Below are 23,146 nucleotides of genomic sequence, written 5' to 3'. Positions count from 1 at the left end.
CCACCCCACCCCTTCACCCGCTCCATGGGAACCCCCGATCCACGCCGAGCTGATGCCCCGGCACGCCGCCCGCGCAGCGTCTATTTCTGGTACACCGCTCGCCGCGACCGGGTTCCCACTTCCTCCCCACGACTTTCCGGCGGCCCGGAGCGCCCGCTCCCGCCGGCTCCTCGCGCTCGCGTCCCGGCGCCCTCCTCCGGCCTACCTGCCTACTTGCTCAGCGCCCCGAACCTCCGTACCGCCAGCGGGAAGAACACCGCGAGCAGCGCGAGCGGCCACGCCACCGCCAGCAGCTGGGCGTGCTCGGCCGCCCAGGACGTACTCACCACGCCGCCCTCGTTGCCGAACAGCTCACGCACCGCCGTGGCCGTCGCCGACATGGGGTTCCACTCGACGGTCGCCCCCAGCCAGGCCGGCATCGACTCGGGGGTGGCGAAGGCGTTGGAGAGGAAGCCGACCGGCCAGACCAGGATCTGCACGGCCATCACCAGCTCCGGCTTGCCCGCGACCATCGCCAGGTGGATGCCGATCCACAGCATCGCGAACCGCAGCAGAAGCAACAGCCCGAGGGCGCCCAGGAAGGCGCCGAACGAACCGTGCCAGGTCCAGCCGATCGCGAGCCCGACGCCGACCAGCACGACGAGGGACACGGCCGACTGCAGCATGTCCGCGGCCGAACGGCCCACGAGCACCGCACCGCTGACCATGGGCATCGACCGGAACCTGTCGATCACTCCCTTGTTCAGGTCCTCGGTGACCGCGACCATGGTGGCGTCCAGGCCGAAGGCCATGGTCAGCGCGAACATGCCGGGTACCAGGTACTCGCGGTAGTCGCCCTCGATGCCGCTGCCGCCGCCCACCAGATAGCCGAACATCAGCAGCAGCATCACGGGGAACACCAGCCCCACGACGACCTGCACGGGTTGCCGTGCCCAGTGGGCGAGTTCGCGCCGGGTCATGGTCCAGGAATCGGTGACGGCCCAGCTCAACGACGTACTCACGCGGCCTCCTCGACCTTGCCGGTCATATGCAGGAACACCTCGTCCAGCGTCGGCCGCCGCAGGGCGATGTCCTCCGCCTCGATCCCGGCCTCCTCCAGGGCGCGTACGGCCCCGGCGAGTGCCGCCATGCGGTCGGAGACCGGGGCGCTGATGAGGCGACGGTCGGCGTCCACCGAGACGTCGGGCTTGTTGAACGGCAACAGGGCCACGGCGGCGCCCAGTTGACCCCCGTCGCGCAGCACCACGTCGATACGGTCCCCGCCCGTCTTCGCCTTCAGCTCGTCCGCGGTACCGTCCGCGATGACCCGGCCCCGGTCGACGACCGAGATGCGGTCGGCGAGCTGGTCGGCCTCCTCCAGGTACTGCGTGGTGAGCAGCACGGTCGTGCCGGCGCCGGCCAGGGAGCGCACCGCTCCCCACACCTCGGCGCGGCCGCGTGGGTCGAGTCCCGTGGTCGGTTCGTCCAGGAAGAGCACTTCCGGCTCGGTGATGAGGGAGGCGGCGAGGTCCAGTCGGCGCCGCATGCCGCCGCTGTACTGCTTCACCGCCTTGCGGCCCGTGTCCGCGAGACCGAAGCGCTCCAAGAGCTCGTCGGCCCGCACGCGCGCGTGGCGGGCGCCCAGGTGGTAGAGGCGCCCGAACATCTCCAGGTTCTGCCGTCCGCCGAGTTCCTCGTCGAGCGCCGCGTGCTGGCCGAGCAGGCCGATGCGCCGCCGCACCCGGTCGGCCTCCCGCGTCACGTCATGCCCGGCGACCTCCGCGCGCCCCTCGTCCGGCCGCAGCAGCGTGGTCAGCACGCGCACCGCGGTGGTCTTGCCGGCTCCGTTCGGCCCGAGCAGACCGTGGACGGTGCCGCGCCGCACCGCCAGATCCAGCCCGTCCAGGGCCGCCTTGTCCCCGTATCGCTTCCGTACACCCTCGACGACGATCGCGTCGGTCATCCGGCTCCCTTCGGTGCAGCGTAATCAAACTTGACTACTTACTCGCCGGTGGAGGCTATGCCCATCGGGACGTTTAGTCAAACTTGATTAATAACCGATCCGGCTCGCCACACCAAAGCCGCCTCAGCGCGCCCTCTCAAGTGCGCGCCGCCTCAACGCACCTCCAGGTGCGTGCCGCCTCAGCGCGCGCCCTCTCGGACGCACGCCGTCGCAGCGCGCATTCCCCGGATGCGGCTACCCCGTCGCGTACGGGTTCTTCTCGCCCTCCTTGAGCACCCCCACGAACGGCTCGCCCTCCCCCGCGAACGTGTACGCCCCACCCCGGATCCGCTCGATCAGGCCGCGGGTCCACTCGGCGCCCGTGTCGGCCGAATGGACCCAGTAGTTCATGATCTCGCCGATGTGGCCGAGCTGCTCGGGGCCGTCCTCGGGCGTGTAGTACTCGGTGACGGACTTGCGCCACTCCTCCATGGTGCGCACCCGCTCCTCGAGGAGTTCGAGGACCTCCTCGCGATCCAGGTCGACCATGGAGCCGAGCGCGGCCGTGAGCACGTCCGGTCTCTGGTCGTACGCGGTCAGGTACTGGCGGACCAGCGAGAGGTACTCCTCGGTGCCCTTCTCCGTGATCTCGTACTCGGTACGCGGCGGGCCGCCGGCCGTGGACGGCGCGATCTCGTGCGCGTGCAGCAGGCCCTGCTTCGCCATCTGCTTGAGCGCGTGGTAGATCGAGCCGGGCTTGGCGTTGGACCACTCGTGCGCGCCCCAGTACTCCAGGTCGTTGCGCACCTGGTAGCCATGGGCCCGGCCGTGCTGACGGACGGCACCCAGGACGAGAAGACGGATCGCTGACATGGGCCAAGCGTAGAGCCCGTACGGGTCACCCCCAGCTTGTGCCCTGCTCCAAGGCGACCAGCTCAAAGGCCGTCTTCCCGTCCAGGGACTCGCGGATGATGTCGGCGTGACCGGCGTGCCGGGCCGTCTCGCGAATCAGATGGAGCGCGAGCCAGCGCATCGACACCCGCTCCTCCGGCGGGAACCAGGGCGCCTCCGGCAGCGGGAAGGTGTCGTCGAGGCTGGGCACCGACCGGACGAACGCCTCCGTCTCGGCGGCGACCTTCTCCCAGTACACGAGCTGCGACTCGACCGTCTCGTCACCCACGAGCTGGTGACACTCGTGCCAGTTCGACTCGTCCCGGTGCACCGCCGGTGGTTCCTGCCTGGCCCGGGCGATCCAGCCCTGCTCGACCTCGGCGACGTGCTTGACGAGCCCGGCGAGCGACAGCTCGCTGGCGCTGGGCCGCGATGTCGCCTGCTCCTCGGTCAGCCCGAGCACCGCCCTGCGGATGCCGCCGCGCTGCTCTTCCAGGAAGGAGAGCAGTGCCCCGCGCTCGTCGCCGTGTGCCTCCGGGGAGACGTGAGTGACCATGACCGGCCGCCTTTCGTCGGGTCGTCCTCTTGCCTGACACCGACGAAGCTACGGGCCCTTGCGGTCAGGTTCTGTCCGCAAGGACCCGGCGAATTCCAAACGGCCTCGACAGGCCTGACGGCCAGATCACATGCCCGAGAGTGACGGCGCTCGGCACCCCAGGCAGGCGGCCCTCGGGACTCAGAACGGAAAGAAACTCCGCCCGTGCTGCACCGAGATCCACTTCTGTGTGGTGAACGCCTCGACCGTCGCCTCGCCGTTCAGGCGGCCGATGCCGGAGGACTTCTCGCCGCCGAAGGCGACCAGCGGCTCGTCGTGGACGGTGCCGTCGTTCACGTGGAACATGCCCGAGTCGATCTGCTTGGCGAAGGAGACGCCGCGCTCGATGTTGGCCGTGTGCACGGCGCCGCTCAGGCCGTACGGGGTGTCGTTGACGAGGCGTACGGCCTCTTCCTCGCCGTCGAACGGGATGAGGACCGCGACCGGGCCGAAGATCTCCTGCTTGAGGATCGCCGAGTCGGCCGGCACGCCCGTCAGAACGCTCGGCTCGACGAGGTTGTCGGTCGTGGAGCCGCGCAGGAGCGCGGTGGCGCCCTCGGCGATCGCCTGCTCGACGGCGCCCGAAACGGCGTCGGCCTGCGAGGAGTTGATGACGGGGCCGATGACCGTCTGCGGGTCGCGCGGGTCGCCCGCCTTCAGCGTCTTCACCTTGGCGACGAACTTCTCGGTGAACTCCGCCTCGACCGAGCGGTCCACGAGCACACGGTTGGCGGCCATGCAGACCTGGCCCTGGTGCACGTACCGGCTGAAGACGGCGGCGTCCACGGCGTAGTCGACGTCCGCGTCGTCCAGGACCACCAGGGCGCTGTTGCCGCCGAGTTCGAGGACGGAGCGCTTGAAGTTCGAGGCGCAGACCGTGGCGACGTGGCGGCCGACCTTGTCGGAGCCGGTGAAGGAGATGACCTTGGGGACCGGGTGCTCGATGAAGGCGTCACCGATCTCCGCGATGTCGGTGATCACGACGTTCAGCAGGCCGCCCGGCAGCCCCGCGTCCTCGAAGATCTTGGCGACCAGGGAGCCACCGCAGACCGGCGTGTTCTGGTGCGGCTTGAGGACCACGGCGTTGCCCAGGGCCAGGGCGGGTGCGACGGACTTCAGCGACAGCAGGAAGGGGAAGTTGAAGGGGCTGATCACACCGACGACGCCGACGGGGACGCGGTAGAGGCGGTTCTCCTTGCCGTCGACCGGCGAGGGGATGATCCGGCCCTCGGGGCGCAGCGCCACATGGATCGCCTCGCGCAGGAACTCCTTGGCGAGGTGGAGTTCGAAACCGGCCTTCAGATGCGTGCCGCCGAGTTCGGCGATGATCACCTCGGTGATCTCCTGCTCGCGGTCCTCGATGATCCGCAGGGCCTTCTCGAACACCGAACGCCGCGCGTAGGCGTTGGTCGCGGCCCACTCCTTCTGGACACGGGCGGCGGCCTTGTAGGCCTGGTCCACCTCGTCGACCGTGGCTATGGTGATCGACGCCAGCTTCTCGCCGTCGTACGGGTTGAAGTCGATGATGTCCCAGGACCCGGTGCCCGGACGCCACTCTCCGTCGATGTACTGCTGAGCCAGGTCCGTGAAGTAGGACGACATGTGACCCTCAATCCCTTACTGCCGGGGCAGATCCCGCCGATGGCAGACACCCGATCTGTGCGCCAAGGTCTGATCGCACGTCATCGTACTTGTGTTTAAAGGGACTTGGGGAACCACCTGGGAGAACCTGTGAAGACTTTCAGGACAGTTGCAGCAGGCCCCGCAGCACGTCCCGGCTCTCGTCCGGCCCCGGGCTGTCGTCCTGGAGCTGCTGCATCGCCTTCTCGTACTGCGTGACGTCCTCCTGCTTGTCCAGATACAGCGCGCTGGTGAGCTGCTCCAGATAGACCACGTCGGACAGATCGGACTCGGGGAAGCTGAGCACCGTGAAGGCGCCGCTCTCGCCGGAGTGCCCGCCGAAGCTGAACGGCATGACCTGAAGCCGTACGTTCGGCCGCTCGGACACCTCGATCAGGTGCTGGAGCTGGCCCCGCATCACTTCCCGGTCGCCGTACGGACGCCGGAGTGCCGCCTCGTCGAGTACGACATGGAAGTCGGGGGCGTTCTCGGACACCAGGTACTTCTGGCGCTCCAGACGCAGCGCCACGCGCCGCTCGACGTCGGCCACACTCGCGCCCTTCATGCCGCGCTGGACGACCGCGTGGGCGTACGCCTCTGTCTGCAGCAGGCCGTGCACAAACTGCACTTCGTACGACCGGATCAGGGACGCCGCGCCCTCCAGGCCGACATAGGTCGGGAACCAGCTGGGCAGTACGTCGGAGTAACTGTGCCACCAGCCCGCGACGTTGGCCTCCTTGGCGAGGGAGAGCAGCGAGTTGCGCTCCGCTTCGTCGGTGATGCCGTACAGCGTCAACAGATCCTCGACGTCACGCGTTTTGAAGCTCACCCTCCCCAACTCCATACGGCTGATCTTCGATTCGGAGGCGCGGATCGAGTACCCGGCCGCTTCCCGGGTGATCCCGCGCGACTCACGCAGCCGCCTGAGTTGCGAGCCGAGCAGCATGCGTCGTACCACCGATCCCGACTCTTGCGCGCTCACGTTCGTCCGCCTCCCCAACCGTCTTCAGGGGCCGCAGTCTGCCACTAAATCACTCCAAGCTGTACTCGTTCGGTTACACAAACGGCAAGACCTGCAGGGCGGTTGCTCAGGAAGAGGCAAGGAGAAGACAAGCCAGAGGCAGAAAAACAGCAAGAAGGTGGCGGAAAAAATGGTCAAGAAGCGGTACGTCAAGGTCCAATTCAGGCGCGTGCACGTGCATCTGCCCTTGCATCTGCCGTACGCATTCGGAACCATGGTCCCGCGCCACCGCTGCATCGCAACGACCGCGAATTCCCGGGAGTGCCTCGCATGGGGACGAATGGATCGACCATGCTCGAGCCGTTACGGCAGGGGCTTCCGCCGCTGGATCCCGCGGCCGTGTCCAACGCCGCTTCGTGTGCTCTGCCCGCCCGCTACGAAGCGGTGCGCGACGCACGCAAGTTCACGCGCGGAACACTCGACGAGTGGAACATAGGCGATCGCTTCGACGACGTGTGCCTGGTCGTCTCGGAACTCGTCACCAACGCGCTGCGCCACGCGCTGCCCTCCGACACTCCGCGCGGGCCCGAGCAGGACCCGCCCGTGCGGCTGCACCTGATGCACTGGACCGAGAGGCTGGTGTGCGCCGTGCGCGACCCCAGCCATGACAGTCCGGTCGCGCGCGACTCGGACGACTTCTCGGCGGAGTCTGGGCGCGGCCTGTTCCTGGTCGACTCGTTCGCCGACAGCTGGGGATGGCACCCGCTCGCGGGCACGCTCAACGGCAAGGTCGTGTGGGCGCTGTTCCGGCTCGAGTCGGCCCGCTGAGGAACCGCGGCGTTTTTTCGCGCCGCGGTTCTACGCGCGTTACGGTCCGCAAGGGGGCGATCGCCCTCAGTTGCCCGCCACCAGGTGGTCGAACTCGCCGTCCTTGATACCCAGGAGCATGGCCTCGATCTCGGCGCGCGTGTAGACGAGCGCGGGCCCGTCCGGGAAGCGCGAGTTGCGCACCGCCACCTCGCCTCCGGGCAGCCGGGCGAACTCCACGCAGGAGCCCTGGGAGTTGCTGTGCCTGCTCTTCTGCCAGGCCACCCCGTACAGCTCCGTGGCAGCCATGCCGTTGTACACGTCGTGGTCCACAGGTCGCTCCCCGGTGGCGCAGTGGCGTCTTGGTGCCAGTGATGCGATGGTCAACTGACCCGGATCATAGCCCTCTTCACGTGCGGATGCATGGGCAGATGCACGTGCACGCGCGGTGGTCCTGCGGTTACAGCGCCCCACTCACGCCTCACACGTTGACAGCTGTCCCAGCGCCTGCCCCGGAGATCGCATCGCATGCGGCCTCCGGCCCCGTGCCGGCCGAACCCCTCGTACGTAGGAACAGACGTATCCCGCACGGTTTGTGTTCCATTGAACGGCCGTCGAACTGACCGGCCGTCAACGACGGCGGCCCTCCGCCGGCGGCACGAATACCGCTGGTGGAGGGCCGTGAGGTGGTGCGTGGCTACCGTGACGCGTACGGCAACAACGCCATCTCCCGTGCGTTCTTGATCGCGCGGGCCAGCCGTCGCTGTTGCTGGGAGGAAACCCGGGTGACCCGGCGGCTGCGGATCTTACCCCGGTCCGAGATGAACCTCCGCAGCAGGTCGGTGTCCTTGTAGTCGATGTATGTGATCCCGGCCGCGTCCAAGGGGTTGGGGCGGGACTTCTGGGGCTTGCGTTCGGGCTTGCGGGCCATGGGGGGTCAGACCTCCAGGAGGGTGTCGAAGGCGGGCGGGAGCTGTTTCCAGGCGGTGCGGCCTGCGGCGTACTCCGCGTCGGTCAACAGGCAGGATTCGAGGAGCAGTTCAAGGCCGTCGCGGTCGAGGCCCGGGGACGTGAAGACCAGGTGCTGGCAGCAGTCGCCGTGCTCCGGATGCCAGTCGAGCGCCGCCGCGGCGCGTCGTACCGGCGGCACCATCTCCCAGGCCGCGTCCGGCAGCGAGGCCAGCCAGGGGCCCGCGTTCTCGACGCACAGGGCGCCTCCGGCGGCGTCCCAGTGCAGCAACGTGTCGGGCCGGTCGGCGAGCCAGAACCGACCGCGGCTGCGAGCCGCGGCACAGGTCAGGTCCTCCAGCGCCGCGTACAACCGCTCCGGGTGGAAGGGACGCCGACGGTGCCACACCAGCGTGGAGACCCCGCACTCGTCGGCCTCGGCCGGCAGCAGCGCACAGGCCGGGTGCTGGGCGGCGGCCGCGGCGTCCACGTCGAAGCCGGCCAGCGCGGCACCCGCCAAGTCTCCGTGGCCGAGCGGGACTTGGCGGGCGGTCGGATGGAGCTGGGCCAGCAGCGCCCGGTCCTCGTCGTCAGCGTCTTCGGATTCGACGACGGCGAGCACGGGCGCGTACTCCAGCTGACGCGCGAAGGTGTCGGCGATCGTGCGCTGATCGGTGGCGGCAGCGGCGAGCCCGGCCTCCGCGAGATCGTCACCGTTGCCGAGATACGGCAGCACCAGCGCGGGATCGACCGCGGTGATCACTCCGGTGAGCCGCAGCCCGCTGTTCGCCACCACCTCGGCCATCGCCTTGGGCTCGACCGACTCCCACAGTTCGACGACCGCGAGCCGGGTCGTCCCGTCCTCCGCGAGCCGCTCCAGCTCCGGCACCAGGTCCTCGCGCAGCGCACAGCACGCACAGTCGTTGACGAGCGGCGCCTCACCGGTGGAGACGAGACCGCCGCGGTCGCGGATCGTGCGAACGACCGTGCCCTGCACGGCCGTCGCCAGATCATGGTGCAGCGCGACGGCGCCCGGCACGTCCGCGAGCAGCCGCTCCACAGCGGCCTTGCGGGCCTCGGCGTGCAGCCCGCCGACGATGGCGACGGACAGCATCAGCCGGCCTCGCGCTTGCCGTACCGCTTCTCGAAGCGCTCCACGCGCCCTGCCGTGTCCAGCACGCGGGCCGTCCCCGTGTAGAAGGGGTGGCTCACGTTCGAGATCTCGACGTCGACGACCGGATACGTATGGCCGTCCTCCCACTCGATCGTCTTCTCGCTCGTCATGGTCGAGCGGGTCAGGAAGGCGTGGTTCGCGGCACGGTCGCGGAAGACGACAGGGCCGTACGCCGGGTGAATCCCCTCACGCATCGGGATCAGCGCTCCTCTCGGAAGTCGACGTGGCGGCCCACGATCGGGTCGTACTTGCGCAGGGTCATCCGGTCGGGGTCGCTGCGCCGGTTCTTGCGCGTGACGTACGTGTAGCCGGTCCCGGCCGTGGACCGGAGTTTGATGACCGGGCGGAGTTCGTTGCGTGCCATGCGGCTAGTATATGAAAACGGATCCCGTTTCCAATAACAAAAACCCAGAGAGGTACGTCACCATGTCCGCCCACTGCATGCTGACCGGAGCCCAACCCGGCTTCGGCAACACCATCTCCCACTCCCATCGCCGTACGTCCCGCCGCTTCGACCCCAACATCCAGAGCAAGCGCTACTGGCTGCCGAGCGAGGGCAGGTACGTACGGCTGAAGCTCAGCACGAAGGGGATCAAGACCGTCGACACGATCGGCGTCGAGGCGGCCGTGGCCAGGATTCGTGCCCGTGGGGTGAAGGTCTGATGGCGAAGAAGAGCAAGATCGCGAAGAACGAGAAGCGCCAGGAGATCGTCCAGCGGTACGCGGCCCGCCGGGCCGAGCTGAAGGAGATCATCCGCAGGCCGTCCTCCTCGGAGGCCGAGAAGCTCGCCGCCCGGGAGGAACTGCGCAGGCAGCCGCGTGACGCCAGCGCCACGCGCGTACGCAACCGGGACAGTGTGGACGGACGGCCGCGCGGGTACCTGCGCACCTTCGGGCTGTCACGGGTGAATCTGCGCAAGCAGGCGCACGCGGGCTTCCTTCCCGGCGTCCGTAAGTCGTCCTGGTAGACGGTCCTGGTATACCCCTTGGTAGCTTGCTGCGGTCGTCACCCGACCCGGCGACAACTCCGGCCAGACCCTTGGGGGCTTCAGTGACTTCGGCGACCTTCTCGCGCAGGCAGGCGCGGATCGCGGCCGCGGCGGCGGGGCTGGCGGCCGCGCTCGTCCTGACCGCGTGCAGCGGCAGCGGCTCCGACGAAAGCACAGCTGGGGACGAGACCTCGTCGCCCGAGACGAGCGCGGCGGCGACCGAGTCGGCGGACACCGGCGGAAGCACGGCCGAGGCCGACGGTGTGGAGGGGAGCTGGCTCGCCACGAAGGGCGGCAAGGCCGTGGCGCTGGTGATCAACGACGGGCAGGCCGGGCTGTTCTCGACGGGCGGGTCCGTGTGCAACGGCACCGCACGGGAGACGTCAGGCATGCAGATGATCGCGCTGAAGTGCACCGACGGCAACGAGGACCGGGCCGAGGGCATGGTCGACTCCGTCAACTCCACGACCATGAAGGTCACATGGGAGGGCTTCGGCGAGGAGACCTACACGCGCTCGGAGGGCGGCAAGCTGCCTTCGGGGCTGCCCACGGCGAGCTTGGGGTCCTGAGTCCGGCTCGGCCGGTGGTCAGGGCAGTTGCCGACGCGGTTCGACCTGGGCCCGGTCCGCCGCCTCGGCGCCCTGGGTCCAGCCCGCCGCGTCGTTGACCCCGCGCAGGCGGGTCGTGGTCGTCTCCGGGAACATGCGGTCCGCTCGGTCGCTGACCGCGGCCTCGCGGGTGGCGAGGACCGGGAGGAGGTCCGCGGTCACCTGGGTCTCGGCGGCGGACGTCAGACGGGTGGCGATGCTGTGGGCGTACGCCGCCAGGAACGACTGGCGGAAGCTCTTCGTACGACGGCGACCGGACGCGCGGGCGGCTGCCTCCGCCTTCGTCATCGCGGCGGTGGCCTGCACCAGCAACGAGGTGTGGAGGAGTTCGACCGCCTCCAGGTCCGGCTCGAAGCCGACCACCGTGGAGAAGCCGAGCGGTTCGTTCCACACGGCGCGGCAGCGGTTCGCGGTGGCGACCGCGTCGAGCAGCGTGGCCTTGGCCGTCTCGTACGGCGGGTCGATCCCGATCCGGCACGCGCCGGGCGCGTCGGCTGCGGGCGTGCGCGCCGCGAGCAGCGCCTCGTCGATGCTGTGCCGCGCCATCAGCTCCTGCGCCTTGCCGGTGAGCGCCTCCGCCTCCTGCGGGAAACCGGTCGCTTCTGCCTTGGCCAGCAGGGCGCGGATACGGGGCAGCATGCGGGACTCGGGCGCCTGGCGGCCCCCCGCTGTCTTCTGGGATGGCCTGGTGAGCGGGTCGTCGAGGAGTTCGAGGGGTGGCAGGCGTAGGAGGAGGCGGTACAGCTCCAGTACGGCGGTGGCGTGCGCGAAGCGGTCGGTGCGTTCTGTTCGTACGGTGTTGGCGTTCAGCTCTTGGAGTTGCGCTGTCCATCGCGGTCCGCGTGGCTGCTTGTGGCGGGCCTCCGCGCTGAGGATCAGGCGCGACACCAGTCGTACGTGCGTATCGGCCAGCTCGCGTCGCACGATCCGTACGACGTCGGCGGGCTGCCAGCCGCGTCGCCAGGCCGTGGCGATGAACTCCTCGCCGCGGCGGGTGAGTTCGGCGTCCGCCGCGGGGGCCGTGGCGAGGAGGGACGCGGCCGTGTCGAGGGCCGTGTCGGTGTCGGTGTAGAGGGCGGTTTCGAAGGCGCGGTCCACGGGGCCTGGCGTGCTCGTACTCACGCGTCGATCGTGTCACGGAGTTTTCTCGCCCCCGCCGCCCCTACCCGTCCCATCCCGGGGGCTGCGCCCCCAGGCCCCCAGCAGAAAACCCGGGTCGTTTGTCGGCTGCAGCGCCGTCGTGGCTGGTCGCGCAGTTCCCCGCGCCCCTGAAGGGGCGCTCCCGGAGCCGTCAGTCATCATGCTCACCAGCCACAACGTGCCCGCTCCCTCCCACCGGCGGGAGGGGGCGTGGGTCGGTGCGTCGTATGCCCGTCGCGTAGGTTCGGTCTCAGGCCACCCGCACCGTGTACCACCACCGGGCCGTATGCCCACCCTGCGACGGGCTGACGCACCGGCCCACGACCCCGCACCCCAACGAACCCAGGGGCGCGGGGAACTGCGCGACCAGCCACCAACCAACCCGCACTCAACAACGAACCGTCTCAGCACGTGAAATTCGGTCGCACCCCGTAGGGGCAGCGAAAAGCATGCCCCTATGGTCGACACTTCCCTCTACGCAGCGTTCCTGGTCGCCGCACTCGCGTTGGTCGTGAGCCCAGGCCCCGACATGATGTTCATCGTGGCGATGGGCGGCCGTGGCGGTCCCGTCGCCGGGGTGATGGCCGCAGCCGGCGTCGCCTTCGCGATGCTCGTGCATGCGGTGGCCGCCATGCTGGGGCTCTCCGCACTGTTCACCGCCCTGCCGACCCTCTACCACGTACTGCGCTGGGTGGGCGCGGCATATCTCCTCTACCTCGCGATCAAGGCGTTCCGGGACCGCTCGGCGCCGGCCGAGGAGGGCGGCACGGTCGGTCCGGGCCGGCGGCGCGCCTTCTGGCAGGGCGCGGTCACCAACCTCCTCAACCCCAAGGTGATCCTCTTCAACGTGGCGTTCCTGCCGCAGTTCGTGAACCCCGAACTCGGCCACGTCATGGGCCAGTTCCTGGTCCTCGGCGTCACCCTGGTGGTCATGGGGTTCGCCTTCGACGCCTCGGTGGGCCTGCTCTCCGGGCGCCTGTCCAGCATGCTGCGCCACAGCCGCCGGGTGGCCCGGGGCCTGAACATCTTCAGCGGGACGGTGTTCACGGGGCTCGCGGTACGGCTGCTTGTGGCTTCCCCGAAGTAACCGAGCCACACCCAGGAACCCAGGGACCCAGGGACCACCAAACCAAGAGCGTCAACCCGAGGTTGACACCCCCCTGCTGTCAACCTACGGTTGACGCATGACCGAGAACTCACCCGGCACATCCTCCGTACGTCTCGACGACCTCATCGAAGCCATCAAGAAGGTCCACACCGACGCGCTCGACCAACTCCAGGACGCGGTGATCGCCGCGGACCACCTCGGCGACGTGGCCGACCACCTGATCGGTCACTTCGTGGACCAGGCCCGGCGTTCCGGCGCGTCCTGGACGGACATCGGCAAGAGCATGGGAGTCACCCGGCAGGCGGCCCAGAAGCGGTTCGTACCGAAGGCCGAGTCGGACCTCGACCCCAGTCAGGGCTTCAGCCGCTACACCCAGAGGGCCAGGCAGGTGGTGGTGACCTCCCAGGAAGCGGCCAAGGACGCGGGCAACGACCTGATCCGTACCGAACACCTCGTCATCGGCCTGGTCTCCCAGCCCAAGGGCATAGGCGCGGAGGCGATCGTCGCGCAGGGCATCTCCCTGGCGGCCGTGCGCGAGGCCGCGACCGCCGCGTTGCCGCCGAGGGTCGAGAGCATTCCCGCGCTCATCCCCTTCGACGCCGGCGCCAAGAAGGCCCTGGAACTGACCTTCCGTGAGGCCCTGCGGCTGGGCCACAACTACATCGGTACGGAACACATCCTGCTGGCGCTGCTGGAGCACGAGGGCGGTACGGGCGTACTCAGCGGGCTAGGTGTGGAGAGGGAGGCCGCGGAGGCGCACATCGCGGAGGCGCTGCGGGCGGCGGTCGAGGGGCAGGAGTAGCCGCCGGTCAGCCCCCACCCCGTTGTCAGACCCGCCTGCCACACTCGCAGGCATGACCGACCGGTGGGCTCTCGCACCGGCCGAGGACGGCGGAGCCGAGCTCGCCCCCCTCGGCTCCGACGGGCTGCCCGCAGGGCCGGTCGTCAGGGAGCCGGACCTCGTCGCAGCCGTGCGCAGCCGACCGCAGGTCACCCGTTGGGTGTGGCGGGCGACGGGCGAGGTCTATCCCCGGCTGCTCTCCGCGGGCGCGCGCGTGGAGCGGTGCTACGACATCGAGGTCGCCGAGACCCTCCTCCTGGGCCACGAGGGGCGGCTCGGCGAACCCCGGTCGGCGGCCGCGGCCCTGGCGAGGCTGCGCGGCGGCCCCGTACCGCCGGATCCGCCGCAGCGCTCCGCCGAACCCGGCTCGCAGTCCTCCCTCTTCGAGCCGCGCCCCGTGCACGTACCGCTGGAACAGCTCATCGAGGTGTACGCCGAGCAGCAGCGACGGCATGACGCGACGGATCACCCGATGGGGGTCCCCCCGCTCGAGCGAAGCCGAGAGTGGGGGAGGATGCGGCTGCTGACCGCCGCCGAGTCGGCGGGCATGCTCGTGGCCGCAGAGATGAACGCGTCCGGGCTGCCGTGGAGCGCGGAGGTGCACCGCGAGGTGCTCCACGAACTGCTCGGCGAGCGGTACACGGGCGGGGGCGAGCCCCGGCGTCTGGCCGAGCTGACGGACGAGGTGTCGGCCGCGTTCGGGCGCCGGGTGCGGCCCGATCTGCCCGCGGATGTCGTCAAGGCCTTCGCGCAGGCCGGGATCAAGATCAAGTCCACGCGTCGGTGGGAGATCGAAGCCGTCGACCATCCGGCCGTCAAACCGCTGCTCGAGTACAAGACGCTGTACCGGATCTGGGTCGCCCACGGCTGGTCGTGGCTGCAGGACTGGGTGCGGGACGGGCGGTTCCGGCCGGAGTACCTGCCGGGCGGGACGGTCACCGGGCGCTGGGTGACCAACGGCGGCGGCGCGCTGCAGATCCCCAAGGTGATCCGTCGCGCCGTGATCGCCGACCCGGGCTGGCGGCTCGTCGTGGCGGACGCCGACCAGATGGAGCCACGCGTACTGGCCGCGATCTCGCGCGATCCGGGCCTGATGGAGGTCGCGGGCCGCGAGACCGACCTCTACCAGTCCGTCTCCGACCGCGCCTTCTCCGGCAACCGCGACCAGGCGAAGCTCGCGGTCCTTGGCGCGGTGTACGGGCAGACGTCCGGGGACGGCCTGAAGAACCTCGCCGCGCTGCGCCGCCGCTTCCCCAAGGCGGTCGCCTACGTCGACGACGCGGCGCGGGCGGGCGAGGAGGGACGGCTCGTCCGTACGTGGCTGGGGCGGACGTGTCCTCCGGCGGCGGGCGCCGACGGCTCGTCGGAGGAGGCGGGGATCCCGCAGGACGAGCCCGCCGGGACCGCCGGCACCGAGGAGTGGGTGCCGGGCTACGCCTCCACGAACTCCCGCGCCCGGGGCCGCTTCGCCCGTAACTTCGTCGTCCAGGGCAGCGCCGCCGACTGGGCCCTGCTGCTGCTCGCCGCGCTCCGCCGCACCTGCGCGGACATGGCCGCCGAGCTGGTCTTCTTCCAGCACGACGAGGTGATGGTGCACTGCCCGGCCGAGGAGGCGGACACGGTGGTCGCGGCGATCCGCGAGGCGGCGGACCTGGCGGGGCGGCTGACGTTCGGGCAGACGCCGGTGCGGTTTCCGTTCACGACGGCGGTGGTGGAGTGCTATGCGAATGCCAAGTAGCTCCGCTGGGGGCGCGGTTCGAAGCTGCGGGTTCGTCGTGGCTGGTCGCGCCCACGCGGCGGAGCCGCAAATCGATGCAGCCCCGCGCCCCTATCGGGGCCTGCGGCCCCTCACCAAGGTCGCCTGGAACGGCGGCCTCAAATGACCGGCGGTCGCCCCAGTCGTGCGAGATGCCACACGGTTCGCCAGCGCATCGGCCGTCGTTCACCGCCCGGCTCCCTCAGACCCTCGACGAAGCCGCCGAACCAGGCGCGCAGGCCGCCGATGGAGCGCGTGCGCAGAAGGGTCAGCGCGATCCAGACGGCCAGGTGGACGGGGATGAGCGGGAGGGGCAGTCGGCGACGGGTCAGCCAGACGCGGTTGCGGGCGGTGACCCGGTGGTAGATCGCGTGCCGGGCGGGCGACGTCTTCGGGTGCTGGAGCAGCAGCTCCGGTACGTAGCGGATGGTCCACCCGGCGTCGGCGGCCCGCCATGCCAGATCGGTCTCCTCGTGCGCGAAGAAGAACTCGGCGGGCCAGTCGCCGATCTCCGCGAGCATCTTCATGGAGAGGGCGTGCGCGCCCCCGAGGAAGCCGGTCACGGGTCCGCCGCGCAGCGGGTCCTTGGCGCCGAGCCGGGGCACGTGGCGCCGCTGGGTCTCGCCGTGCTCGTCGGCGATGCGGAAGCCCACGATGCCGAGGCGCGGATCGGCGGCGTACAGGTCCCGTACCTTGCTGAGGACATCGGTGTCGACGAGCAGGCCGTCGTCGTCCAGCTCGACGACGACGTCCACGTCCCCGAACTCCCGCAGCCGCCGCAACGCGACGTTCCGGCCGCCCGGGCAGCCGAGGTTCTCCTCGACCTCGATGGTGGTGACCTCGCCGGGGAGCCCCGTGAACTCGGGCAGCGGGCAGCCGTTCCCCACGATCACGATTCTCGTGGGCTCGAGGTCCTGCTTGGCCACCGAAACCAGCAGCGCATCGACCTCGACAGGTCGATTCCCCATGGTCACCACGGCAACCGCGATCCGCGGCCCGACCGACACGACGCCCACCCCACCTCATTCGACAACAGGGGATGATGCTAGTCGTTCACGGTAAGGACGCCTTAAATACACCTTCCGTACGGCGTTGCGTGCCGGGACTTCGAGAAGCCCCGGGGTGTCCTCAGTAGTACGTACGTCGATGAAGGTGCGCTCACGGCCGCGGATCGGTCAGCGGGAAGCCATCGGGAAGTCATCGAGCCGAGCGAGTCCGACTTGTCCCTTTAGTTCTTAGCGCGCACGCTGAGGACTATCAGTGACATGACGACATGACTGGCGCGAATTGAGCAGAGATGGACACCGCCACAGCCACCATCAGCCCGCAGGGCATCGTCACGGGCTGGAGCGAAGGAGCTCGTCGGCTGCTGGGCTACAGCGCGCAGGAGGTCGTGGGGCACACCGCGGCCGATCTGCTCGCCACTGTGGGACTCTCCGACGCCACCGGATACGCCCTGGCCAGTTCGCGGGAATGGAGCGGCACGGCAGCCCTCCGCCATCAGGACGGTCACCGCCTCGATCTGACCCTGCACTCCTCCCCCTCGCTGGACCGGAACGGCGAGACGCGGGCGTTCCTCGTGACCGCCACCACGGACGCGCCCAAGCCGGCGTACGACCACGAGGTGGTGGAGTGGGCGTTCTCCCAGTCCTCGATCGACCTGTCCGCCTTCACCAAGGATTCGCGCGGGTGGCACGCCACCGCGTCGGAGCAGCGCACCGACCAGTACACGAACGACGGAGACGAGGGGGACGAGGGGGACGAGGGGGACGAGGGATTCCTGCGGCACATCGAGCAGGTGGCCGAGCAGGCGACGCCGATGCGCTTCGAGCGCCGTACGCCGGCGCCGTCCTCCTTCCGCCAGCACGCCTGGATCACCGAGATGTGGCCCGTCAGGGATCCCGCCACCGGCCGGGTGTGCGGTGTCGGCACTGCCACGTTCAACAGCAGCGAGCAGCACTGGGCCCGGCAGCGGCTGGCCCTGCTGAACGAAGCGGGGGCCTGTATCGGCACCACCCTGGATGTGACGCGTACCGCCCAGGAACTCGCCGATCTCGCCGTGCCCCGGCTCGCCGACTTCATCAGCGTGGACCTGCTCGAGTCCGTGACCCGCGGGGACGAGCCGGTCGCGGGGCCGGTAGACGCCGCCGTGGTGCTGCGGCGGATCGCGCACGCGTCCGGCTCCGAGGAGACGCCCGACGCCGTGGTCGACCTCGGCGAGGCCGACACCTATCCGCCGTTCTCGCCTCCGGCGCGCTGTCTGGCCACCGGGCGGGCGGTGCTCAGCGGGGCGGGCGATCCCGACTTCGTGCGGTGGATCGGCCAGAGCCAGGCCAGGAGCGCGAGCGTACGCGGGCACGGATTCCACTCGCTCATGGCGGTTCCGCTGCGGGCCCGCGGGATCACGCTCGGGGTGGCCGTCTTCGCGCGGAGCAGGTCCTCGGAGCGCTTCGAGCAGGACGATCTGGTCCTCGCCGAGGAACTGGCGGGCCGGGCGGCCGTCGGCGTGGACAACGCGCGCCGTTACACCCGCGAGCGCACCAACGCGCTCACACTCCAGCGCAGCCTTCTGCCGCGCGAGTTCCCCAAGCAGGCGGCCGTCGAGGTCGCGTTCCGCTATCTGCCGGCCGGTTCGCGGGCCGGGGTGGGCGGCGACTGGTTCGACGTGGTTCCGCTGTCCGGCACCCGGGTCGCCCTGGTCGTCGGGGACGTGGTCGGTCACGGCCTGCACGCCTCGGCGACCATGGGACGGCTCCGTACGGCCGTACGTACGCTCGCCGACGTCGATCTGCCGCCGGACGAGCTCCTCACCCATCTCGACGACCTGGTCATTCACCTCTCCACGGACGACGACACCGCCCCCGAGGACATGCCGTACTCCGGTGATTTCGGCGAGATCGGCGCCACCTGCCTGTACGCCGTCTACGACCCGGTCTCCCGCGTCTGCACCCTCGCCAGCGCCGGCCATCCGCCGCCCGCCGTACTCCTCCCCGACGGTACGGTCACCCTGATCGAGCTCTCCCCCGGTCCGCTGCTGGGTGTCGGCGGACTGCCCTTCGAGTCCACCGAGATCGAACTGCCCGAGGGATCCCTGCTCGCCTTCTACACCGACGGCCTGATCGAAACGCGCGACCACGACCTCGGTATCGGCCTCGACCGGCTCTGCGAGGCACTGGCCTCCCCCGTGCCCTCGCTCGATGTCACCTGCGACGCCATCCTCAAGGCGCTGCTGCCCGACAGCCCCGCCGACGACGTGGCGCTGCTTCTCGCGCGCACCCGCGCGCTGCACGCCGACCAGGTCGCCGCCTGGGCCCTGCCGGCCGACCCCGCGATCGTCGCCGCCGCCCGGGCCCAGACCTGCCGCCAACTGGCCACCTGGGGTCTGGACGACGTGGCCTTCACCACCGAGGTGGTGGTGAGCGAGCTGGTCACGAACGCCATCCGGTACGGGGCCGTCCCCATCGGCCTGCGCCTGATCCGCGACCGCGCCCTCATCTGCGAGGTCTCCGACGCCAGCAGCACGGCTCCCCATCTGCGCCGCGCCCGAACCTTCGACGAGGGCGGCCGCGGCCTGCACATGGTCGCCCAGCTCACCCAGGGCTGGGGCACCCGCCAGACCTCCACGGGCAAAACAATCTGGGCCGAACAACTTCTCCCGGTCTCCTGAACATGAGCGGGCGCTCGGACGAGCCGGTGACGGGGGATGGCGGCCCGGAGCACGGACATGGGCATGGGCAGGAGCAGGAGCAGGGGCAGGGGTACGAGCAGGGGCGTCGCCCGACCCATACCCTCGGGCTGCTCTATCCGCCCGCCGGGCGCGACCATCGCTACACCGGGATGCAGCTCGCCTTCATCGGCGGGGTCGCCGAGGCTGCCACGGAGCACGGTTACGATCTGCTGCTCTCGCCCAGTTACACGGAGAGCGAGCCTTCGTTTCAGCGCATTCTTGCCGAGCGGCGCGTCGACGGGCTGATCGTCATGGAGATCCGGCGGGACGACGACCGGGTCGAGCATCTGGCCAAGGTGGGCTTTCCGTTCGTCACCATCGGGAGGAACCGGAAGGCGGAGGAGACCGGCTGGGTCGATATGGACTTCGCCGGGCTCGCGGGCAGTTGCGTACAGCACCTCGTCGATCTGGGGCACAGCAGGATCGCCTTCGTCAATCGGTCGGAGCAGCTCTTCGAGAGCGGGTACGGGTTCGCGCACCTCGGCCTCGAGGGCTACACCGATGCCATGACGCAGCTGGGGCTCACCCCGCACGCGTATCTCTGCGACGACGACACCGCATCGGGGGAGGCGGTGATGGAGCGGATCCTGCGGGACGAACCGGCGACCACCTCAGTGGTCACCATGAACGAGGCGGCGCTTACGGGTCTGTACCGCGGGCTGACGCGGCACGGCCGTGCCGTACCCCGTGACTTCTCGGTCGTCGGCGTGGCGGCCGGGCGCTGGGCGGAGCGGGTGACCCCGCAGCTCACCGCCGCCGAGATCCCCGCCGAGGAGATGAGCCGGGTCGCTGTCGAGCTGATCCTGGAACGGCTCGCCTCACCCGGATCGCCCCCTCGGCACGTCCTGCTGAAGCCCCTGATCTCGCTTCGCGCCAGTACGGGTCCGTGCAGGCCGGTGCCCGGTTCGGAACCGGAGCCGGATTTCCCGGACTTTCCGGATATACCGAATTTCCCGGGTTCCGATTTCTGAGCCAATTGCTGAGCCAATTTCTGAGCCGAGTTCTGATCCGATTGCTGATCCGATTGCTGATGGGAGCGGAATATGCCGTCCACCGTTGACCGCCGTGGCTTTCTGCGTGCCGCGGGCGCGGGAGTCACCGCGCTCGGCCTGAGTGGGGCCCTGGCCTCCTGCGGTTCCGGGAATTCCGAACAGGGAAGCGGTGGCACGACCACCCTCACCTGGTGGGACTACTTCTCGCTGGAGAACTTCCAGCCCGGCATGACGGCCCTCATCAAGGACATCGAGGCCAACGTCCCCGGCGTACGGATCAACCGTCGGACCGTCCCCTTCGCGGACCTCGAACGGCAGCTCACCCTGGGCGCGGTCTCCGGCAAGCTGCCGGACATCGCCATCGTCGACAACGTCGCGATGAACTCCCTGGGCGGCAGCGGCCTCCTGGCCGATCTCACCGACAGGGTCGAGGAATGGGGCCAGGCGGACCAGTACTACGACGGCCCCTGGGCCGGCTGCCAGGTCGGCGGAAAGACCCTGGGCATCCCCAACAACAGCAACTGCCTCGCCCTCTACTACAACACCGAGTTGCTCCGGTCGGCGGGCGTGAAGCCCCCCACCACCTGGGACGAACTGGCCGTCGCGGCACAGCGGTTGACCAGCGGAGACCGGTTCGGCCTTGCGCTGAGCGCGATCAAGACCGAGGAGGGCGTCTTCCAGTTCCTGCCGTTCCTGTGGCAGGCCGGCGGCGACCTGGACACCTTCGCCACCGACGGAGCGACCGCGCTGTCCTACCTCGACGACCTGGTCGCCAAGGGCTCGCTGTCCGAGCAGTGCGTGGGCTGGACCCAGCAGGACGTCAACACCCGGTTCATCGACAGACGCGCCGCGATGCAGATCAACGGCCCATGGCAGATCCCCACCCTCAAGAAGGCGAAGGACCTTCAGTGGGCGGTCGTCGCCCTGCCCCGCGACAAGACGTCCGCCACCTGCCTGGGCGGCGAGAACTGGGTCGTGATGGCGAGCAGCGAGCAGCAGGACAAGGCCTGGGACGTACTGAAGTACACCCAGCGTCCGTCGGTTCTGGTGCCGTACCTGGAGTCGTTCGGCAACCTCCCCTCCCGCAAGGACCTGGCCGACCGGGGCACTTGGGCGTCCGACCCGGCCCTGCGGCTCTTCCTCGGCCAGCTGCCCGTCGCCCGTCCACGCCAGTACGGGCCCGGCTACCCGGACATCTCCCAGGCGGTCGCGGAGGCCGAGCAGGCCGTACTCACCGACTCCGCGGCGCCCTCGGCCGCCGCGAAGACCGCCGCCGCGAAGATCGACAAGGCGCTGGAGCGGCGGTGAGGGCGGTGCGGCCACACCGCCCCACACCGCTGTCCTCGCACCGACGACGCACCGGGTACCTCTTCACCCTGCCCGGACTGGCCTTCCTGGCGCTCTTCCTGGCGTACCCCCTCCTCTACAACGCGTGGACCTCCGTACACGACGTGGGCCTGAGCGGTCTGCTCGGCGGGGACACGCGGTTCAACGGCCTCGCCAACTACCGGGCCACCGTCTCCGACAAGGACTTCTGGCACGCGGCCCGCCTCTCGGCGGTCTTCACCGTGGGGTCGCTGCTGTTCCAGTTCACGATCGGCTTCGCCCTTGCCCTGCTGTTCGCCCGGCCCTTTCCGCTGGGCGGCCTGCTCCGGTCACTGCTGCTGATGGCCTGGCTGCTGCCCCCGGTCGTCAGCGGCACCCTCTTCCGCTGGATGCTCGACGGCGAGTCCGGCGCGTACAACGCCCTGCTCCGGGCGGTCGGCCCGGACGCCCTGTCGCACGACTGGCTGACCGACCCGAGCACCGCCCTCGCCGGTGTCGTCTTCGCCAACGTATGGGTCGGCGTGCCCTTCAACATGCTGCTGCTCCTGGTGGGACTGCACACCATCGACCCGGAGCTCCACGAGGCCGCCGCCATCGACGGGGCGAGCGCCTGGCAGCGGTTCCGCTGGATCACCCTGCCGCTGATGCGGCCCGTCTCGGTGACGGTGCTGCTGCTCGGCCTCGTCTACACGTTCAAGGTCTTCGACATCATCTTCGTGATGACGGGCGGCGGTCCCGTCGACGCCACCAGTGTCCTTTCCCTCTACGTGTACGAGGTCTTCTTCAGGTTCTTCCGGTTCGGCGAGGGAGCCGCCGCCGGCCTGCTGCTGCTCGTCGTACCGCTGCTCGCGGGCATCGGCTACGTACGGCGACTGCGCCGGGAGGAAGAGGCCGTATGACCGGGGAGGGAGAGGCCGTATGAAGCCGGCGCGTCACCCCTGGCTGCTCACCGCGACCGCCACGCTGATCACCGCCGTCTTTCTGCTGCCGGTCTACTGGATGGTCAACACCAGCCTCACGGAGCCGGACCGGATTCTGGGCAGGTCCCCGCGGTGGATCCCCGCGCCGGTCACCGCCGAGAACTACTCGGCGGCACTGGACGACGACGCCCTGCTCCAGGCCCTGTTCAACAGCCTGGTGATCTCCTGCGGTGTCGTCGCGCTCACCCTGCTCCTCGGCGTCCCCCTCAGCTACGCGCTCGCCCGGGTCCGGATGCGCGGCTCCGGCACCATGGTGCTCGCCCTGCTCGTCGCCCAACTGCCGCCCAGCATCGTGCTGGCGGCCCCGCTGTTCATCCTTGAACGCCGGGCCGGCATCGACGACACGTACATCGGTCTGATCGCCGCCGACACCACGCTCACCCTGCCGTTCGCGGTGATCGTGCTGCGTCCTGTGCTGCGCGGCGTTCCGAGAGAGCTGGAGGAGGCCGCCCTGGTCGACGGCTGCGGACTGACGGGCGTACTGCTCCGCATCGTTCTGCCGCTCATGGTGCCCGGCCTGGTGGCGGTGGCCGGGCTCTCCTTCCTGATCGGCTGGGGCGAGTTCGTCTTCGGCCTCACCCTCGCCGAGGAGCCCGGCGTACAGCCCGTCACCGTCCTCCTCAACGCCTTCGTCGGCCAGCACGGGACCGCGTGGGGAGCGCTGATGGCGACCGCCGCCCTCATCAGCGTGCCGGTGGTCTGCGTCTTCGCGATCTTCCAGCGCTTCATCGTGGGCGGGCTGATGGCGGGGAGCATCAAGAG

25 protein-coding genes are annotated in these 23,146 nt (G+C 69.7%); 12 read left to right on the top strand and 13 right to left on the bottom strand.

Features of this window, described 5'->3' with window-relative positions:
• Nucleotides 1-209 precede the first annotated feature (209 nt).
• The 6 genes from G5C60_RS36885 to G5C60_RS36860 all read right to left on the bottom strand — a co-directional run bounded on the left by G5C60_RS36885 (nt 210) and on the right by G5C60_RS36860 (nt 5,973).
• Nucleotides 210-959, bottom strand: coding sequence for an ABC transporter permease (locus G5C60_RS36885; protein WP_165266064.1), 750 nt, complete (start codon nt 957-959; stop codon nt 210-212).
• A 38-nt stretch (nt 960-997) separates the two neighbouring features.
• The gene (locus tag G5C60_RS36880) at nt 998-1,942 is read right to left on the bottom strand and encodes an ATP-binding cassette domain-containing protein (RefSeq protein WP_165266058.1); all 945 of its coding nucleotides are present in this window, start codon (nt 1,940-1,942) and stop codon (nt 998-1,000) included.
• 234 nt (nt 1,943-2,176) lie between these two features.
• Complete coding sequence (locus G5C60_RS36875; RefSeq protein WP_165266056.1) at nt 2,177-2,794, bottom strand: PadR family transcriptional regulator; 618 nt, start codon at nt 2,792-2,794, stop codon at nt 2,177-2,179.
• A gap of 25 nt (nt 2,795-2,819) precedes the next feature.
• The gene (locus tag G5C60_RS36870; protein ID WP_165266054.1) at nt 2,820-3,368 is read right to left on the bottom strand and encodes a DinB family protein; all 549 of its coding nucleotides are present in this window, start codon (nt 3,366-3,368) and stop codon (nt 2,820-2,822) included.
• A gap of 180 nt (nt 3,369-3,548) precedes the next feature.
• On the bottom strand, nt 3,549-5,009 hold the full coding sequence (locus tag G5C60_RS36865; protein ID WP_165266051.1) for an aldehyde dehydrogenase family protein: 1,461 nt from the start codon (nt 5,007-5,009) through the stop codon (nt 3,549-3,551).
• A 139-nt stretch (nt 5,010-5,148) separates the two neighbouring features.
• Nucleotides 5,149-5,973: a helix-turn-helix domain-containing protein gene (locus G5C60_RS36860; protein ID WP_165266062.1), complete on the bottom strand. Its 825-nt coding sequence runs from the start codon at nt 5,971-5,973 to the stop codon at nt 5,149-5,151.
• Between the two features lie 345 nt (nt 5,974-6,318).
• Between G5C60_RS36860 and G5C60_RS36855 the strand changes: the two genes are divergently transcribed.
• Nucleotides 6,319-6,816: an ATP-binding protein gene (locus tag G5C60_RS36855; RefSeq protein WP_165266049.1), complete on the top strand. Its 498-nt coding sequence runs from the start codon at nt 6,319-6,321 to the stop codon at nt 6,814-6,816.
• A 66-nt stretch (nt 6,817-6,882) separates the two neighbouring features.
• On the opposite strand, the gene G5C60_RS36850 is transcribed toward G5C60_RS36855, so the two are convergent.
• The 5 genes from G5C60_RS36850 to rpmG all read right to left on the bottom strand — a co-directional run bounded on the left by G5C60_RS36850 (nt 6,883) and on the right by rpmG (nt 9,281).
• Nucleotides 6,883-7,104, bottom strand: a complete 222-nt coding sequence (locus G5C60_RS36850; protein ID WP_165266060.1) for a DUF397 domain-containing protein — start codon at nt 7,102-7,104, stop codon at nt 6,883-6,885.
• A gap of 388 nt (nt 7,105-7,492) precedes the next feature.
• Nucleotides 7,493-7,726: a 30S ribosomal protein S18 gene (gene rpsR, locus G5C60_RS36845; protein WP_165266047.1), complete on the bottom strand. Its 234-nt coding sequence runs from the start codon at nt 7,724-7,726 to the stop codon at nt 7,493-7,495.
• Between the two features lie 6 nt (nt 7,727-7,732).
• On the bottom strand, nt 7,733-8,857 hold the full coding sequence (locus tag G5C60_RS36840) for a CobW family GTP-binding protein (protein WP_165266045.1): 1,125 nt from the start codon (nt 8,855-8,857) through the stop codon (nt 7,733-7,735).
• Nucleotides 8,857-9,111, bottom strand: coding sequence for a type B 50S ribosomal protein L31 (locus tag G5C60_RS36835; protein WP_165266043.1), 255 nt, complete (start codon nt 9,109-9,111; stop codon nt 8,857-8,859). Before G5C60_RS36835 ends, G5C60_RS36840 begins: the two co-directional genes overlap by 1 nt.
• 5 nt (nt 9,112-9,116) lie before the next feature.
• The gene (gene rpmG / locus G5C60_RS36830) at nt 9,117-9,281 is read right to left on the bottom strand and encodes a 50S ribosomal protein L33 (protein WP_165266041.1); all 165 of its coding nucleotides are present in this window, start codon (nt 9,279-9,281) and stop codon (nt 9,117-9,119) included.
• Nucleotides 9,282-9,343: 62 nt separating this feature from the next.
• On the opposite strand from rpmG, the gene rpmB reads away from it, so the two are divergent.
• The 3 genes from rpmB (at nt 9,344) to G5C60_RS36815 (ending at nt 10,475) form a co-directional block, all read left to right on the top strand.
• Nucleotides 9,344-9,580: a 50S ribosomal protein L28 gene (rpmB, locus tag G5C60_RS36825; RefSeq protein WP_165266039.1), complete on the top strand. Its 237-nt coding sequence runs from the start codon at nt 9,344-9,346 to the stop codon at nt 9,578-9,580.
• On the top strand, nt 9,580-9,885 hold the full coding sequence (gene rpsN / locus G5C60_RS36820) for a 30S ribosomal protein S14 (RefSeq protein WP_165266037.1): 306 nt from the start codon (nt 9,580-9,582) through the stop codon (nt 9,883-9,885). Before rpmB ends, rpsN begins: the two co-directional genes overlap by 1 nt.
• 83 nt (nt 9,886-9,968) lie before the next feature.
• Nucleotides 9,969-10,475, top strand: a complete 507-nt coding sequence (locus G5C60_RS36815; protein WP_165266035.1) for a hypothetical protein — start codon at nt 9,969-9,971, stop codon at nt 10,473-10,475.
• Nucleotides 10,476-10,493: 18 nt separating this feature from the next.
• Here G5C60_RS36815 and G5C60_RS36810 read toward each other — a convergent pair whose 3' ends face one another.
• On the bottom strand, nt 10,494-11,636 hold the full coding sequence (locus G5C60_RS36810) for a DUF2786 domain-containing protein (RefSeq protein ID WP_165266033.1): 1,143 nt from the start codon (nt 11,634-11,636) through the stop codon (nt 10,494-10,496).
• Between the two features lie 475 nt (nt 11,637-12,111).
• Between G5C60_RS36810 and G5C60_RS36805 the strand changes: the two genes are divergently transcribed.
• From G5C60_RS36805 to G5C60_RS36795, 3 genes are all read left to right on the top strand, one after another.
• The gene (locus G5C60_RS36805) at nt 12,112-12,741 is read left to right on the top strand and encodes a LysE family translocator (RefSeq protein WP_165266032.1); all 630 of its coding nucleotides are present in this window, start codon (nt 12,112-12,114) and stop codon (nt 12,739-12,741) included.
• 97 nt (nt 12,742-12,838) lie between these two features.
• Nucleotides 12,839-13,564: a Clp protease N-terminal domain-containing protein gene (locus tag G5C60_RS36800; protein WP_165266030.1), complete on the top strand. Its 726-nt coding sequence runs from the start codon at nt 12,839-12,841 to the stop codon at nt 13,562-13,564.
• 52 nt (nt 13,565-13,616) lie between these two features.
• Nucleotides 13,617-15,341: a bifunctional 3'-5' exonuclease/DNA polymerase gene (locus tag G5C60_RS36795; RefSeq protein WP_165266028.1), complete on the top strand. Its 1,725-nt coding sequence runs from the start codon at nt 13,617-13,619 to the stop codon at nt 15,339-15,341.
• A gap of 137 nt (nt 15,342-15,478) precedes the next feature.
• On the opposite strand, the gene G5C60_RS36790 is transcribed toward G5C60_RS36795, so the two are convergent.
• Nucleotides 15,479-16,327 carry a glycosyltransferase family 2 protein gene (locus tag G5C60_RS36790; RefSeq protein ID WP_206440434.1) on the bottom strand — a complete coding sequence of 283 codons (849 nt, stop codon included), beginning with the start codon at nt 16,325-16,327 and terminating at the stop codon, nt 15,479-15,481.
• A 329-nt stretch (nt 16,328-16,656) separates the two neighbouring features.
• Between G5C60_RS36790 and G5C60_RS36785 the strand changes: the two genes are divergently transcribed.
• The 5 genes from G5C60_RS36785 to G5C60_RS36765 form a co-directional block, all read left to right on the top strand.
• Nucleotides 16,657-19,026 (top strand): ATP-binding SpoIIE family protein phosphatase, encoded by a 2,370-nt coding sequence (locus G5C60_RS36785; protein ID WP_165266024.1) that lies wholly within the window; start codon nt 16,657-16,659, stop codon nt 19,024-19,026.
• 2 nt (nt 19,027-19,028) lie between these two features.
• Nucleotides 19,029-20,057 (top strand): LacI family DNA-binding transcriptional regulator, encoded by a 1,029-nt coding sequence (locus tag G5C60_RS36780; RefSeq protein ID WP_165266022.1) that lies wholly within the window; start codon nt 19,029-19,031, stop codon nt 20,055-20,057.
• A gap of 72 nt (nt 20,058-20,129) precedes the next feature.
• The gene (locus G5C60_RS36775; protein ID WP_165266020.1) at nt 20,130-21,386 is read left to right on the top strand and encodes a sugar ABC transporter substrate-binding protein; all 1,257 of its coding nucleotides are present in this window, start codon (nt 20,130-20,132) and stop codon (nt 21,384-21,386) included.
• 5 nt (nt 21,387-21,391) lie between these two features.
• A complete protein-coding gene (locus G5C60_RS36770) occupies nt 21,392-22,303 on the top strand; it encodes a carbohydrate ABC transporter permease (RefSeq protein WP_338146037.1) in 912 nt (303 codons plus the stop codon).
• 19 nt (nt 22,304-22,322) lie between these two features.
• On the top strand, nt 22,323-23,146 hold an 824-nt coding region (locus G5C60_RS36765; RefSeq protein WP_165266016.1), incomplete at its 3' end, for a carbohydrate ABC transporter permease.

Origin of the sequence: Streptomyces scabichelini, assembly GCF_011045015.1 — a bacterium.
GTDB classification, from domain to species: domain Bacteria; phylum Actinomycetota; class Actinomycetes; order Streptomycetales; family Streptomycetaceae; genus Streptomyces; species Streptomyces scabichelini.
Note: the sequence above shows the minus strand (reverse complement) of the source record. Positions and strands in the feature narration are given on the sequence as shown.